The following is a 13,646-nucleotide window of genomic DNA, read 5'->3' on the forward strand; positions in this document are numbered from 1 at the left end:
GCGTCAGCGCGTCGCCTGCTTCCACTCGCGGAGACCGACCACCTGGCCGTCGAGGTCGTCGGCTGGGCAGTCCGTCGCCGCCCAGACGAACAGCTCCGCGACCTCGTCGGGGTCTCTGCCGCCGGGTCCCGAGAGGTCGGTGTCGACCGTCCCTGGGTCGACGCAGCCCGCGACGTACTCGGTGTCCGCGGCGAACTGTCGCGCGACCGCCTCCGCGCCCGCCTTCGAGGGCGCGTACCCGCCCAGGCCCGGCTTCGTCTCGCGCGCCACCGACCCCGTGGGTACCAGCAGTCGGGCGTCCTCGTTCAGGTGCGCGAGCGCCTCCCGGAACGTCGCGAACACGCCGCGGACGTTCGTCCGGAACTCGTCGTCGAACGCCGCGTACGAGGTCTCGCCGATGGGCGCCTCGCCCGGCGTCGCGTGGAAGACGCCCGCGTTCGCCACGACCACGTCGACGCCCGCGCGCCCCGTCCGCGACGCGGTCTCCAGCAGGCGCTCGACGTCGAACTCGTCGCGGACGTCCGCGCGCATGCCCGCGACCTCGCCGTCGCCGGCGCGCTCGAGGTCGTCGGTCACGGCCTCGACCGCGCTCGCGTCGCGGCCACAGACCACGACCGTCGCGTCAGCCGCCGCGAACGCCGTCGCGACCGCCCGCCCGATACCACTCGTCGCGCCAGTCACGACCACCGTCGCCCCGTCCGTCGGTCGGATCGTCTCGTCCATACGGCGTCTTCGCCCCAGGTCGGTAGGAAACCACCGGTCCAGGAACCCACCACCCGTCCACGGCGTCGGCTTGGTCTCTCATGCCACACGAATATATCACTATGTATCCAATAAATATCCAGTATGGGGGAGTCCGCCGGACGCTGGCGATATAGCCTCGCTGCCATCGGCCTCGCCGGCGTCGGCGCGTTCGCCGTGCTGGCGACGACGACATCGATTCACGTCGAAGACGTACTCGTGAGCGCCGGCCTGCCACTCGCGATCTATTCTCTCGTCGCCGCCTACGGCCTCAGGCTCGCCGACCGCCAAACACCGACGCACGTCGTTCGCGTCGCCACTATCGCCGTCGGAACGACGCTCGGTTACCTCGTCCTCACCACCGCTTTCCTCGCACTCGTCGGATACGACCACGGCTTTCTCGACGCGGCGCACGCGCTGTCACTCGGGTACGGCACCGCGAGCGCCGGCCTCGCGTTCGGCGCCGTCGGCGGCCACCACTACGTCCGCCAGCGCGAACAGGCCCGCGAACTCGAGCGCGCGAACGCCGAGTTGCGCGAGCAGAACGAGCGCCTCGACGAGTTCGCGAGCATCCTCGGCCACGACCTCCGGAACCCGCTCGCCGTCGCCAGCGGCTACGTCGACCTCGCAACCGAGACCGGGAACATAGAGCACCTCGAGGACGTCCGCGCGTGCCACGACCGCATCGACGCCCTCGTCGAGCAAGTGCTCGCGCTCGCCCGCCTGGAGCGCGACCCGGACGCAGTCACCGCCGTCGACGTCGCCGGCGTCGCCACCGACGCCCTGGAGACCGTCGACATCGGCGACGGCGAACTCCTCGTGGACGTCGACGCGACCGTCTGCGTCGAACGAAGCGACCTCCGGCAGGTGTTCGAGAACTGCTACCGGAACGCCGCCGAGCACGCCGGCCCCGACCCGACCGTTCGCGTCACCGCCGTCGACGACGGCGCGGGGTTCGCGATCGAGGACGACGGCCCCGGCATCCCCGAGCGCGAGCGCGACACCGTGTTCGACCGCGGGTACTCGAACGGCGACGGCACCGGCCTCGGACTCGCCATCGTCGGCGAGATCGCGGCGACGTACGAGTGGACGGTCGACGTCGACGAGAGCGCAGCCGGCGGCGCGCGCCTCGAATTCCGAACCAGTCCCCGCGACGCGGACCACCCCGGGCCCGAGGAGCCGTCGGTCGCCGACGACGACGTCGACCGCGGCCACCGCGCGAGCGTCGCCCCCGGGACCTGACGCGGCCGAGGTCGCCGTCGCCGCATCTGCGGACCACTCGCCGCGTCCGTCCACCACTCACTTCGTCCGGATACCACTCGCCGACACGGGAGTGTGCCGGGTTCGCACACCTACCGAGTCGTGGCGGCTCTTTAAGTTCGTCTCGCCAGTAGTCTCCCGACATGAACGGGCTCTCCGGAACCTCGGTTCTCGTCGTCGGTGCCGGGTTCGGCGGACTGTCGACGGCGTGCTACCTCGCGGACGCCGGCGCGGACGTAACCGTCGTCGAGAAGAACGACGGCCTCGGTGGTCGCGCCTCGACCCTCGAACGCGACGGCTTCCGGTTCGACATGGGGCCGTCGTGGTACCTGATGCCGGACGTCTTCGAGCGGTTCTTCGGCGAGTTCGACCGGGAGCCGACGGACTACTACGGCCTCGAGCACCTCGACCCGCACTATCGCATCTTCTTCAAGGACGGCGACCGCGTCGACGTGACGCCGGACCTCGAACGGTCGAAGGAGGTGTTCGAGTCCTACGAGGACGGCGCCGGCGACGCCCTCGAGCGCTACCTCGAGCAGAGCGCGGAGAACTACGAAGTCGGGATGGAGCACTTCGTGTACGAGGACCGACCGCGCCTCCGGGACTGGCTCGACGGCGACGTCGCGAAGCAAGCCCGCGGCCTCACGCTACTGGGATCGATGCAGGACCACGTCGAGAACTACTTCGACCACCCGAAGCTCCAGCAGATCATGCAGTACACGCTCGTCTTCCTCGGCGGGTCCCCGAACAACACGCCCGCGCTCTACAACCTCATGAGTCACGTCGACTTCGAGCTCGGCGTCTGGTACCCCGAGGGCGGCATGGGCGGCGTCGTCGACGGCATGGCCGACCTCGGCCGGGAACTCGGCGTCGAGTTCGTCACGGACACGCCCGTTTCCGAGATCATGGGTCGCCGCGGCGGGTTCAAGGTTACCACGGAGCCGGGGGAGACGTTCTTCCCCGACCTCGTCGTGAGCGACGCGGACTACGCGCACACCGAACTGGAACTCCTCGACGAGGGCAAGCGGGCCTACGACGCGGACTACTGGGAGTCGAGGACGTACGCGCCGTCGGCGTTCCTCATGTACATGGGCGTCGAGGGCGACGTCGAGGAACTGGAACACCACACGCTCGTGCTGCCGACGGACTGGCAGCAGCACTTCGACGAGATATTCGAGGACCCGGCGTGGCCCGAGGACCCCGCGTACTACCTCTGCGTCCCCTCGAAGACGGACGACTCGGTCGCGCCCGACGGCCACTCGAACCTGTTCGCGCTCGTCCCCGTCGCGCCCGGGCTCCACGACGACTCCGAGACGCGCGAGTACTACCGCGACCTCGTGCTCGACGACGTCGCCGAGAACACGGGCGTCGACCTCCGCGACCGCATGGTCGTCGAGGAGACGTTCACCATCTCGGACTTCGCCGACCGCTACAACGCGTACGGCGGGTCCGCGCTCGGGCTCGCGCACACGCTCCGCCAGACGTCGCTGTTCCGGCCGTCGCGGCGCTCCGAGAGCGTCGACGGCCTCTACTACACGGGGTCGTACACGACGCCCGGCATCGGCGTTCCGATGTGTCTCATCAGCGGGGAACTGACCGCGGACGCGGTCCGCGAAGACGCCGGTCTCGACCCCGTCCGCCAGGGATGACCACCGAACGAGCGCAGGGTTCGACCGGCGAGGGAGCGCAGGGATGACCGCCGAGCGAACGCCAAAATCGACCACGACAGCGGTCGGCGAGGCGCTCGCGTCCCTGCTCACGCTCTCGCGGCCCCGGTTCTGGTTCTACCTCGCCGGACCGGTCGTCGTCGGCGTCGCGTACGCCGCCGCGGACGTCCCCGACCTGTTCGCGCCCGTCGCGCTCGCGCTGTTCGCGTACTTCCTCGTCCCGGCGAACGTCTACCTGTACGGCGTCAACGACGTCTTCGACCGGGACGTCGACGAAGCGAACCCGAAGAAGGACGGTCGCGAGGCGCGGTTCTCGGGCGAGACGTGGGTCGCGGTGGTCGTCGCCGCCTGCGGCCTCCTGCTCGTTCCGGTCGCCGCGTTCGCGCCGCCGCTCGCGTGGCCGTACCTCGCCGCGTACGCCGTCCTCGCCACCGAGTACAGCGCGCCGCCGCTGCGGTTCAAGACGACGCCGTTCCTGGACTCGCTCTCGAACGGCCTCTACGTCCTCCCCGGCGCGGCCGCGTACGCCGCCGTCGCCGGCCAGCACCCACCACTTGCGGCGCTCGTCGGTGCGTGGCTGTGGACGATGGCGATGCACACGTTCTCCGCCATCCCCGACATCGAACCCGACCGCGAGGCCGGCATCAGTACCCTCGCGACCGTCCTCGGCGAGACGCGGACGTACGCGTACTGCTTCGCGACCTGGACCGCCGCCGCGGTCGCGTTCGCCGCAGTCGACTTCCGCCTGGGCGCGCTCCTCGCGGTCTACCCCGTCTTCGTCGCGTGGGTCGCGCGCTCGTCGGTCGCCGTCGACCGCGCGTACTGGTGGTTCCCGTACCTGAACACCGTGATCGGCACGATGCTCACGCTCGGCGCGCTCTGGAGGCTGACGAATGGCGTCTGACGGCCCCAGCGCCGACTCGCGGTCGCTCGCGGACGCGACCGCCGACTCGTCCGAGCGCGAGCGCCTGCAGGCGCGACTCGACGAACTCGTCCGCGAGCACCGGTTCACGATCGCGGTCGTGTTCCCGCTCGTCGGCGCGGTCTCGCTCGTCGCGAGCGCCGAAGGCTGGTACCCCGACCCCGTCGTCTTCCTCGAGTTCAATCCGCTCTTCGTGCTGTTCGGCGTCCTCGTGATGCGGCTCCCGCTCGTCGCCGGCGTCGCCCCGCTCGTCGACCGGAAGGCCGGCGTCGCGCTCGCGCTCCTGACGGCGTACGCGTACGGCATCGAGTACGTCGGCGCCACCACCGGCTGGCCGTACGGCGCGTTCGAGTACACCGTCCCCCTCGGACCGATGATTGCTGACACCATTCCCGTCGCCCTCCCCGTGTTCTTCTTCCCGCTCGTCCTGAACGCGTACCTCCTCACGCTCCTCCTGCTCGGCGACCGCGCCGACAGCACGCCGATACGGCTCGGTGCGACCATCGCCGCCGTCCTCGCGACCGACCTCGTCCTCGACCCCGGCGCCGTCGCCGTCCGGTTCTGGGCGTACGACTGCGCCGCGACCGGCACCTGCGGCTACTACGGCGTGCCGTGGTCGAACTACGCGGGCTGGGTGCTCTCCGCGACCGTCGCCGTCCTCGCGTTCGACCGCGGCCTCGACCGCGCCGGCCTCGGGCGTCGCCTCCGCGAGTGCGAGTTCATGCTCGACGACCTCGTGAGCTTCGTCCTCCTCTGGGGGGGAATCAACGCCCTCTACGGGAACTGGATCCCCGTCGCCATCGCGGCCGCCCTCGGCGTCGGCCTCCTCCGAACCGACCGCTTCGACTTCGCCGTCGGCGACAGCGCACTCCTCAGGGCCGTCCGACGCTGACGGCGACGACGACCGACTCCAACGTCAGCGTGCGCGCGTCGAGCGAAGTCGAAGGGCGGAGCAGGGGCCACGTGCCGTAGAACGCCAGTAGAAGTGCTCGCATCTCTCCGCTTGCCCTACCACGACGGCAGCCAGCCGCGGACGCGACCGAGCGCTTCGCGGTAGTCGAAGTCCGTGCACGAGGACTGCTCGGCGCGCTCCTCGGTGCGGTCGTCGCCGTACGGAACCGCCGACACGCGCCGGAAGACGGCCTCGGGGTCCCTGTTCCACTGCCAGTGCCAGCGCGTGCGAACGAGACACCAGAGCTTCCGCCACGTCGGCAGGTCCACGTCCACGCTCACGGTGTCGTAGTCGCGACGTCGCACCACGCGGTGGTGTTCGGCGTACAGGACCGCCGCGAGCAGGACCGCGAGCTGGCAGTCCTCGGGCAGGTACCGGATGCCGGCGACGCCCTCGCGGTACAGCGAATCCGCGCGCGCGGTCTCCGTCGCGATGGCGTCCCGAATCTCCGGCGTGAACTCGAGACGCTCGACGTCCTCGACGGTCGCACCGTGGCGCTCGAGGGTCGCCTCGGGGAGGTAGACGCGGTCGCGGTCGACGACGTCCTCGCGGACGTCCCGGACGAAGTTCGACAACTGGAACGCCTCCCCGAGCGCGATCGCGTGCGGGAGCGCCTGCTCGTGGGCGTCGTCGTCGAGGTGCATGATCTCCGTCATCATCACGCCGACGGCCGCCGCCGACCCGCGCATGTACGCCTCGAGGTCCGCGTACGTCTCGTAGCGGTCCGTGTCGACGTCCGCCGCCATCGCGTCGACGAACTCGTTCACCCACTCGTCGTCGATGCCGTACTCCTCGCATAGCTCCGCGAACGCCTCCAGCACCGCGTCGTCCGCGGGCGCCTCGCCGAGTGCTTGCGCGCGCAACTCCTCGAGTCGCCGCGCACGCTCCTCGCGAGACCGACCGTCGGGGTCGTCGACGACCTCGTCCGCGATCCGGAAGAACCCGTAGAGGACGTACGTCGGGTGCCTGATGCGTTCGGGGAGCAATCGGGTCGCGATGTGGAAGGTCTTCCCAGTCTCCCGCTGGATCGCCTTCCCTTCCTCCACGTGTTCGTCGTGCATCGTGTGTACTCCGGCGAGGTCCCGATCGGTGGGCGTCTCTCCGTGTCATGATAGGGGAGACGTTAGGAAATAACTGGCCTACACAACAGGTTAGGAACGGTCGGTCACGGACGCCGGCCGCAGGCGGACGCGAACCGCAGACGGCGGGATGCCGGCGCCGAGGTCACTCCGCCGCGGCGTGCGCGTACACGAACGCCCGCAGGAGTTTCGCGGCGAGGGTCGCGGCCTGGCCGTCGTCGCGGTCGTTCACCTCGACGACGTCGAACCCGTCGACGCACCCCGTCGCCGCGACCGACCGGACGACGTCCCGGAGCGTCGCCGCGTCCAGCCCGAACGGCTCGGGCGTCCCCGTCCCCGGCGCGAACGCCGGGTCCGCCGCGTCCACGTCCACGGACAGGTACACCGACGCGTCCGCATCGAACGACGGCTCCCACGCGGGAACGGCCGCCGGCTCGACGACGGTCACGTCGCCCTCGCTCGCGCGCTCGTACTCCGCTTCGCTCCCCGCACGCGCCCCGAGGACGACCGCACGGTCAGCGGTCTCCAGCGCGTGACGCGTCACCGTCGCGTGACTCAACTCGTTCCCGTCGTACTCGGTCTTGAGGTCGAGGTGTGCGTCGAGACAGACGAACACGTCCGGGTCGACCGCGCGAACGCCCGCGACCGACACCGTGTGCTCGCCGCCGACGACGAGCGGGACCGCATCGTCCCACAGGACGTCCGTACAGACGCCCTCGAGGTACTCCAGGTACTCGACGGCGTCGTCCCACGCGCGGACGTCGCCGTGGTCGGCGACGTCCAGCGCAGTAAAGTGCGTGCCGGTGGCGTGGTCGTAGTCGTCGAACGCGCGCGCGTACCGGCGGACGCGCTCGGGCCCGAACCGCGTCCCGGGCTGGAACGACGTCGAGACGTCGAGCGGTGCGCCGACGACGACGTACTCCGCGGCGTCGCGGTCGACGCCCGCGCCCGGGAACATCTACCTCAAAGGACCTTCCGCTGGCCCTCGAACTCGAGGAACTCGATCTCGTCGTCGGGACTGAGCTCCTGGTCCTCGGGCACCTTCATCGAGAACGTGTCGTACGTCTCGAGGTCCATCACCTGAACGACCGTCGAGGACTCGACGGAGACGACCTGGCCCTGCTTGCGTTCGATGATCGGGACCCAGCACTTCTGGTCGACCGGCTGACTCATCGAGCGCTTCTTGCCGTCGAACACGCCCTCCGCTTCCACGCGCGCCTTCGCACTGCCGTGCTTCCCGGGCTTGGCCGTGGAGTACGCGTTGATCTTGCACGGGACGTCGTCGAGCATGACGTACGAGCCCTCCTGGAGGTCTCGTACTTCCTGCTGCTGCGTAGCCATGCACGGCCGTTCTGGCCACGTGGCTATAAACCGTTTGGAACGCCACGGCCGCCGACGAGGGTGGATTCCCCAGACGCGGCCGCGGTCGCGGGACCGTGCCAGCACGCATCAGCGCACGAATATGTCGACTGGGCACGTCTACGGAGACATGAATACCACCGACGTCGACGACGCCGACCCGAACCGGACGGTCGCGAAGATCTACTACGACGACGACCAGCCCGTCCAGGTCGACGCCGCGTTCATCATCGAGGACTGGCCGTGGGTCGTCGGCTTCGACCAGGTCGGGACCGACGGCCACGACTACGTCTCCATCCCGAGCGAACGCGTCGTCGGCGTCATGAGCCCCCTGTACTCGCAGTTCTCGCGGAACGGCCGACGCGTCACCGCGTACGGCATCGAGACCGACGAGATCGAGGAGTACGTTTCCCTCCTCCCACTGTAGACGCCGGACCGCCCGTTCCCTCGTCGACCGCACGACCGCCGCGAGCCCGTCAGTCGTCGCCACGGCGCTTGCGCATCTCCTGGCGCGTGAACTGCGGGCGAGCACGGATCCCCTTCTTCGTGCGGAACGACCGCCAGAGCGCGATCGCACCACCCACCCCGATGACCGCCGAGACGACCGTCGCGTACGGCGCACCGCCCTGATAGAGATACGCCGTCGACAGCAGACTGAACCCGAACACGAGCCCGTACACGATGCGGCGCGCGAGCATGTCGATGACCGCCTTGTCGTCGCCGAGCTCCACCTGCACCGTCAGGTTCCCGCGCTGGGCCGAATCCAGGGTGTCCTCGAGCTTCGGCGGGACGCGAACGATCGAGCGCGCCGAGTCCTGGACCTGGTCGCTCGCGCCCGCGAGGTACTGGCGGACGGTCTCCTCGCGGTACCCCTGCTCGGTGAGGTACGTCGTCGCCGTCTCGATGAAGTCGAACGTCGGGTCGAGCGTGACGCAGACGCCCTCGACGACCGTCGCGACGCGGAGGACGAGCGCGAGGTTCGGCGGCAGCCGGAACGGGAACTCGTAGATCGAGTTCTCGATCTGGCCGATGATCTGCTGCACGCGGTACTGCTCGATGTCCTCGCCGCGGGCGTCCGCGATCGCGAGCTCCATCACGTTCCCCATCACCTCGCGGTCCGCCTCCGGACTCAGCGTCCCGATCGCGACCAGGGCGTCGAGGATCGCGTCGATGTCCTGGTTCGCGACCGCGACGTAGAAGTCCACGATCTTGTCCTGCACGTAGTCGTTCACGCGCCCGCTCATCCCGAAGTCGTAGAAGACGATCGCGCCGTCGTCGAGCACCGCGAGATTCCCAGGGTGCGGGTCCGCGTGGAACACGCCGTCGTCGATGATCATCTTGAGGTACGCGCGCTGGAGCGTCTCCGCGACGCGCTCGCGGTCGATGCCGCGCGCGTCGAGTTCGTCGACGTCGTTGATCTTCGTCCCCGGCAGGTACTCCATCGTGAGCACGCGCGGCCCCGAGTACTCCCCGACGACGCCCGGAACGCGGACGTCCTCGGCGTCGGCGAAGTTCGCCTTGATCTCCGTGAGCATCCGGGCCTCGCGCTCGTAGTCCATCTCCTCGCGGATGGTCTTCGCGAACTCGTCGGCGAGGTTCTCGAGACTGAACGCCTGCGCGTCGCCGACGAAGCGGAGGAGCAGCGGGAGGCTCCAGCGGATGACGCGCAAGTCAGCCTCGACGAGGTCCTCGACGCCGGGGCGACGCACCTTCACGGCGACGTCGGTCCCGTCGACGCTCGCCCGGTACACCTGCCCGAGGCTCGCGCCACTGATCGGGTCGGTGTCGAACTCGTCGAACGCCGCGCCGACCTCGCCGACCTCTTCCTCGAGGACCGCGCGCGCACCCGCCCACTCTGCGGGCGGGACGTCGTCCTGGAGCGAGGACAGGACGTCGATGTACGCCGGCGGGAGGACGTCGGGGCGCGTCGACAGCAACTGGCCGAGCTTGATGAACGTCGGCCCGAGCGCCAGGAGCGACTCCAGGAGGCGCTCGGCGCGCTCCTCCTGGGTCTCCGTGTCGACGCGCCGCGCTCCACCGAAGAGGAGGTAGCGCCGGCGGTCGCGAGCGTACGCGAGCAACAGCGGCAGGAACTGGCGTGCGACGACGAGGAACCGCCAGTACGCCCGAAGGGTGACCAGCCTTTCTCACCTCGAGTCAGGCGTCCCGGATCTCGATGCGGGTCTCGTCGTCCCTGGTGCGCTTCGGTATCGCCAGTTCGAGGACGCCACGGGAGATCTCGGCGTCGGCGTGCTCGGGGTCGGCGTCCGGCGGGAGCGGGAGGTCGGCGTCGAGGAACAGCGACCGGTCCTCGCGCTCGTAGCGGTACTCGGCCGGAACGTCCTTCTCGCGTCGCGCTTCGATGGAGACGCGTCCGTCGCGTGCGACGACGTCGAGCGTGTCTGCGGTGACGCCCGGGAGGTCGACGACGAGCATATAGCCGTCGTCGCTCTCCAGGAGGTCTGCGAACACGGCGTCGGGGAGGTCGGCGAACGCCTCTCGGAGCGCGGACATGACCGGGACTAAGAGCCCTGGGTCGAAAAACCCACGGGTAGCGGGTCGGGGAGAGCGACGCGACGGCCGACTGGAGCGGACGCGACCCACGGACCGGGACGCCCCGGACGAACCCGCGGACGTGCGACGCGAGTAACCGTCGATTTCCGCCGAGTAAGACGGTTATTCCTCGCGAAAACGATCGTGACCGGTCCACGCCAGTTATACCACGGGTCGTGGTATCTGGGAGCGATACACAATGTCGATCATCGACCGCGTCAAGTCCATGTTCGGGACCGAACAGCGGACGTTCGAGTACTGGTGCACGAACTGCGAGTCGACGTTCGAATCGCCGAAGTCGGACATGTCCACGGTGAGCTGTCCCAGCTGCGGCGAGACGCGCGTCCGGTCGGCCGCGACCGTCAAAACCGCTCAGTGAACCCCGCTCAGTGAACCCCGCTCAGTGAACCCCGCTTAGTGAACCGCCTCGGAGTCAAGCTCCGGGGCACTCGCTCGCTCATCTGTAGAGACCACTGCGACGAAACCGGCGGGGGCGACGGGAACGGTGAGACGGGACCGTGACCTGGTGGTCGGCTACGTGAGACGGGACCGGATGGTGTACTACTGTCCTTCCAGAACGTCCGTGAACGCCTCGACGCGGTAGTCGCCGCGCACGCAGTGCCCGCGGCGCTCGTGGCCGTGCCGTTCGACGTGGATGGCGTCGAGGCCGGCGTTCCACGCCGCGCCGACGTCGTTGCTGCCGTCGCCCGCGAGCACGCCAGCGTCGTCGCCGTCCACGCCGAGGCCGTCGCGAGCGAGTTCCACGGGCGCCGGGTCGGGCTTCCAGCCGGTGTCGTCGTCGCAGCAGACGACCACGTCGAACCAGTCCGCGACGTCCAGGTGCTCGAGGACGGGATCGGCGAGGAACCGCTGGCAGTGCGTGACCAACCCGACCGGCCGGTCGAGATCGCCGACGAACGCCGCGTCCTCGTGCAGGAACGTGTGCTCGGCGCGCGTCTGCGGGTCCTCCTCGGCGTGGAACGCCCGCCAGAACGCCTCCGGATCGATACCGTACTCGTGGAGCTGTGGGTTACGCGGCCCCGTGAGACCGTGCCAGAGCACGTACGCCTCCCGGTCCGAGAACTCGCGACCGAGGCGGTCCCCGACCCGATCGAAGACGTCGCGCGTGTACGACCACTCCGCGTCCACGAGCGTCCCATCGAGGTCGAACAACCAGTAATCGTACGCGTCGGCAACCATCGGACGGAACTAGCGCCGGCAGCGATAAAGTGTCTTCCGGAGGGCTGCGAAACGTTCGCGTGGACACGGACAGTCGGGACCCAGGGCCGGTCAGTCCGAACCCAGGCTCGGTCAGTCAGTAGCGACGACGTCGATGCTGCTCCCGAGGTACTTGGAGAGCGCGTCGTCGACCGAGTCCGCCTTGAAGGGCTCGAGGTCGTCGGCGACGGCGTCCCGGAGCGCGGCGACGTACTCGCGGTCCGCGCGGAGGCTCCGGAAGTCGACGGACTCGACCGGCACGCCGAGTTCGTCCTCGACGATCCGACGCGCGTGCTCGTGGTCGTTCACCTCGCCGCGCCAGAGGGTGTCGCGGAAGAACAGCCAGCCGTCGGTCCCGGGCTCGGGCGCCGCGTACCGGAGCGTCGTCTCGAACGACGACGGCGACAGCGAGACGCGGTCGCTCGCGTCCGCGCGGAACCGAACCCGGAACACGTACGCCCCCCGCATGCTCGACGCTCGAGAAACGCCGTCAGGCGGTCTCCTTGTTGAGAATCTCCGCCATCTCGACGTCCTTCTCCGTGATCCCGCCCTCCTCGTGACTCGTGAGGCGAACCTCGACCTCCTCGTACCGGATGCGGATCTCGGGGTGGTGGTACTGGGCTTCGGCGATCTCGCCCGTGAGCTGCGCGAAGTTCACGCCCTTCATGTAGTCGTCGAACTCGAAAGTTCGAACGATCTCGTCGCCCTCCTGCGACCAGCCCTCGGGGAGCCGTTCCTCGATCTCGTCGTCGTCCAGCACGTCTGCCATGCGCCGAACATCGTGACCAGAGGGCATAATCATTGGGGCGCAGGCTGCGCGTCGCCGCCCTCGAGTCGTCGAAAGCGACGTCAGTCGCCGGTTCGCCGGCGCGACCGCGAGCCGTCAGTCCGCCGGTTCGCTCCCAGCGAGGTCCTCCGCGTCCGCTCGCTCGCGCTGTGGGAGCGCGTCCCGGAACCGGTCGACGACCGCGCGCGCCTCCTCGAGTTCCGCGTTCCCGAACGCTCGAACGAGCGCGAGCGCTCGCCGCGCTCGCGTCCGCCGCCAGGACTGCTCGCGGTTCTCGTACGTGCGGATCGCCCTGAGGAAGTCGACCTTCGAGAACTCCGGCCAGTACGGCGCACAGAAGAACACCGCCGCCTCGTTCCCGTTCGCGTGCCACGGCAGGAAGTTCGACGTCCGCTCGTCCCCGCCCGTGCGGATGATGAGGTCGACGTCACGCACCGGACAGTCGTACAGCCGGTCCTCGACCGTCGCCACGTCCACGTCCCCCGGCGCGAGTTCGCCAGCGGCGACGTCCTCGACGACGCCACGAGCGGCGTGCAGGAGCTCGTTCCGGCCGCCGTACGCGACCGCGACGTTCAGCACGAACCGGTCGTGCTCTCGCGTTCGTTCCTCCGCGTACCGCGCCGCCGACCGGACGCGCTCGGGGAGCATCTCGTCGTCGCCGATGACGCGCACGCACACCTCGTTGTCGTGCACGCCCTCGGCGTCCGCGAACTCGCGGAGCTTCTTCGCGAGCAGGTCGAACAGCGGTTCGCGCTCCTCGGGCGGCCGGTCGAAGTTCTCCGTCGAGAACGCGTACAGCGTCAGTTCCTCGACGCCGACGTCCTGGCACCACTTGAGGACGTCCTCGGTCGTCTGCGCTCCCGCCCGATGGCCGTCTGGGGCGTCGTCGCCGCGCTTCCGAGCGTACCGCCGGTTCCCGTCCATGATGACGGCGACGTGCGTCGGCGACCCAGAGATCTCGCGCCGAAGCAGGTGCTCGTAGCCCGCCTGCAGTCGGTCCTCGAGCCACGTTCGCATCTACAGTATGCATGTTCGACCGCGGATATGTGTCTTCTGCTTGGCATCGCCCTCTCACGCACCGACCGAGTTCGTTCGGGACTGGGTTCGT

At 69.3% G+C, this 13,646-nt stretch carries 15 protein-coding genes; 5 read left to right on the plus strand and 10 right to left on the minus strand.

From position 1 onward, the window contains the following. Positions 1-3 precede the first annotated feature (3 nt). Complete coding sequence (locus G9C85_RS06655) at positions 4-723, minus strand: SDR family NAD(P)-dependent oxidoreductase (RefSeq protein ID WP_166038145.1); 720 nt, start codon at positions 721-723, stop codon at positions 4-6. Positions 724-846: 123 nt separating this feature from the next. Here G9C85_RS06655 and G9C85_RS06660 point away from each other — a divergent pair, with 123 nt between their 5' ends. The 4 genes from G9C85_RS06660 (at position 847) to cruF (ending at position 5,482) form a co-directional block, all read left to right on the plus strand. After that, positions 847-1,983, plus strand: a complete 1,137-nt coding sequence (locus tag G9C85_RS06660) for a sensor histidine kinase KdpD (RefSeq protein WP_166038146.1) — start codon at positions 847-849, stop codon at positions 1,981-1,983. Between the two features lie 161 nt (positions 1,984-2,144). Then, on the plus strand, positions 2,145-3,650 hold the full coding sequence (locus G9C85_RS06665; RefSeq protein ID WP_166038148.1) for an NAD(P)/FAD-dependent oxidoreductase: 1,506 nt from the start codon (positions 2,145-2,147) through the stop codon (positions 3,648-3,650). Positions 3,651-3,693: 43 nt separating this feature from the next. Continuing rightward, entirely contained in the window at positions 3,694-4,572 is an 879-nt protein-coding gene (locus G9C85_RS06670; RefSeq protein WP_166038150.1) for a prenyltransferase, read from the plus strand. Continuing rightward, complete coding sequence (cruF, locus tag G9C85_RS06675; RefSeq protein WP_166038152.1) at positions 4,562-5,482, plus strand: bisanhydrobacterioruberin hydratase; 921 nt, start codon at positions 4,562-4,564, stop codon at positions 5,480-5,482. The genes G9C85_RS06670 and cruF overlap by 11 nt, the downstream gene beginning before the upstream one ends. Before the next feature lie 116 nt (positions 5,483-5,598). Here the strand turns inward: cruF and G9C85_RS06680 are convergent, their stop codons facing one another. The 3 genes from G9C85_RS06680 to G9C85_RS06690 all read right to left on the minus strand — a co-directional run bounded on the left by G9C85_RS06680 (position 5,599) and on the right by G9C85_RS06690 (position 7,962). Beyond that, positions 5,599-6,603, minus strand: a complete 1,005-nt coding sequence (locus tag G9C85_RS06680; RefSeq protein ID WP_166038154.1) for a phytoene/squalene synthase family protein — start codon at positions 6,601-6,603, stop codon at positions 5,599-5,601. 163 nt (positions 6,604-6,766) lie between these two features. Then, complete coding sequence (gene speB / locus G9C85_RS06685; RefSeq protein ID WP_166038158.1) at positions 6,767-7,579, minus strand: agmatinase; 813 nt, start codon at positions 7,577-7,579, stop codon at positions 6,767-6,769. A gap of 5 nt (positions 7,580-7,584) precedes the next feature. After that, a complete protein-coding gene (locus tag G9C85_RS06690; protein WP_166038160.1) occupies positions 7,585-7,962 on the minus strand; it encodes a translation initiation factor IF-5A in 378 nt (125 codons plus the stop codon). A gap of 148 nt (positions 7,963-8,110) precedes the next feature. On the opposite strand from G9C85_RS06690, the gene G9C85_RS06695 reads away from it, so the two are divergent. Next, entirely contained in the window at positions 8,111-8,407 is a 297-nt protein-coding gene (locus tag G9C85_RS06695) for a hypothetical protein (protein ID WP_166038162.1), read from the plus strand. A 49-nt stretch (positions 8,408-8,456) separates the two neighbouring features. On the opposite strand, the gene G9C85_RS06700 is transcribed toward G9C85_RS06695, so the two are convergent. From G9C85_RS06700 to uppS, 6 genes are all read right to left on the minus strand, one after another. Beyond that, entirely contained in the window at positions 8,457-10,121 is a 1,665-nt protein-coding gene (locus tag G9C85_RS06700; protein ID WP_166038964.1) for an AarF/ABC1/UbiB kinase family protein, read from the minus strand. A 16-nt stretch (positions 10,122-10,137) separates the two neighbouring features. Beyond that, positions 10,138-10,494, minus strand: coding sequence for an Hsp20/alpha crystallin family protein (locus G9C85_RS06705; RefSeq protein ID WP_166038164.1), 357 nt, complete (start codon positions 10,492-10,494; stop codon positions 10,138-10,140). Positions 10,495-11,094: 600 nt separating this feature from the next. Beyond that, the gene (locus G9C85_RS06715; RefSeq protein ID WP_166038168.1) at positions 11,095-11,733 is read right to left on the minus strand and encodes an HAD family hydrolase; all 639 of its coding nucleotides are present in this window, start codon (positions 11,731-11,733) and stop codon (positions 11,095-11,097) included. 111 nt (positions 11,734-11,844) lie between these two features. Next, positions 11,845-12,219 (minus strand): LWR-salt protein, encoded by a 375-nt coding sequence (lwrS, locus tag G9C85_RS06720; protein WP_166038170.1) that lies wholly within the window; start codon positions 12,217-12,219, stop codon positions 11,845-11,847. 22 nt (positions 12,220-12,241) lie between these two features. After that, on the minus strand, positions 12,242-12,520 hold the full coding sequence (locus G9C85_RS06725) for a 4a-hydroxytetrahydrobiopterin dehydratase (protein WP_166038172.1): 279 nt from the start codon (positions 12,518-12,520) through the stop codon (positions 12,242-12,244). Positions 12,521-12,634: 114 nt separating this feature from the next. Continuing rightward, positions 12,635-13,555, minus strand: coding sequence for a polyprenyl diphosphate synthase (uppS, locus tag G9C85_RS06730; protein ID WP_166038174.1), 921 nt, complete (start codon positions 13,553-13,555; stop codon positions 12,635-12,637). Positions 13,556-13,646: the final 91 nt, after the last annotated feature.

The organism is Halorubellus sp. JP-L1 (genome assembly GCF_011440375.1).
Lineage (GTDB): Archaea > Halobacteriota > Halobacteria > Halobacteriales > Natrialbaceae > Halorubellus.

Coding starts and splice junctions, on each gene's coding strand:
- G9C85_RS06655 (WP_166038145.1), bottom strand. CDS start 723: ATGGACGAGACGATCCGACCGACGGACGGGGCGACGGTGGTCGTGACT.
- G9C85_RS06660 (WP_166038146.1), top strand. CDS start 847: ATGGGGGAGTCCGCCGGACGCTGGCGATATAGCCTCGCTGCCATCGGC.
- G9C85_RS06665 (WP_166038148.1), top strand. CDS start 2,145: ATGAACGGGCTCTCCGGAACCTCGGTTCTCGTCGTCGGTGCCGGGTTC.
- G9C85_RS06670 (WP_166038150.1), top strand. CDS start 3,694: ATGACCGCCGAGCGAACGCCAAAATCGACCACGACAGCGGTCGGCGAG.
- cruF (WP_166038152.1), top strand. CDS start 4,562: ATGGCGTCTGACGGCCCCAGCGCCGACTCGCGGTCGCTCGCGGACGCG.
- G9C85_RS06680 (WP_166038154.1), bottom strand. CDS start 6,603: ATGCACGACGAACACGTGGAGGAAGGGAAGGCGATCCAGCGGGAGACT.
- speB (WP_166038158.1), bottom strand. CDS start 7,579: ATGTTCCCGGGCGCGGGCGTCGACCGCGACGCCGCGGAGTACGTCGTC.
- G9C85_RS06690 (WP_166038160.1), bottom strand. CDS start 7,962: ATGGCTACGCAGCAGCAGGAAGTACGAGACCTCCAGGAGGGCTCGTAC.
- G9C85_RS06695 (WP_166038162.1), top strand. CDS start 8,111: ATGAATACCACCGACGTCGACGACGCCGACCCGAACCGGACGGTCGCG.
- G9C85_RS06705 (WP_166038164.1), bottom strand. CDS start 10,494: ATGTCCGCGCTCCGAGAGGCGTTCGCCGACCTCCCCGACGCCGTGTTC.
- G9C85_RS06715 (WP_166038168.1), bottom strand. CDS start 11,733: ATGGTTGCCGACGCGTACGATTACTGGTTGTTCGACCTCGATGGGACG.
- lwrS (WP_166038170.1), bottom strand. CDS start 12,219: ATGCGGGGGGCGTACGTGTTCCGGGTTCGGTTCCGCGCGGACGCGAGC.
- G9C85_RS06725 (WP_166038172.1), bottom strand. CDS start 12,520: ATGGCAGACGTGCTGGACGACGACGAGATCGAGGAACGGCTCCCCGAG.
- uppS (WP_166038174.1), bottom strand. CDS start 13,555: ATGCGAACGTGGCTCGAGGACCGACTGCAGGCGGGCTACGAGCACCTG.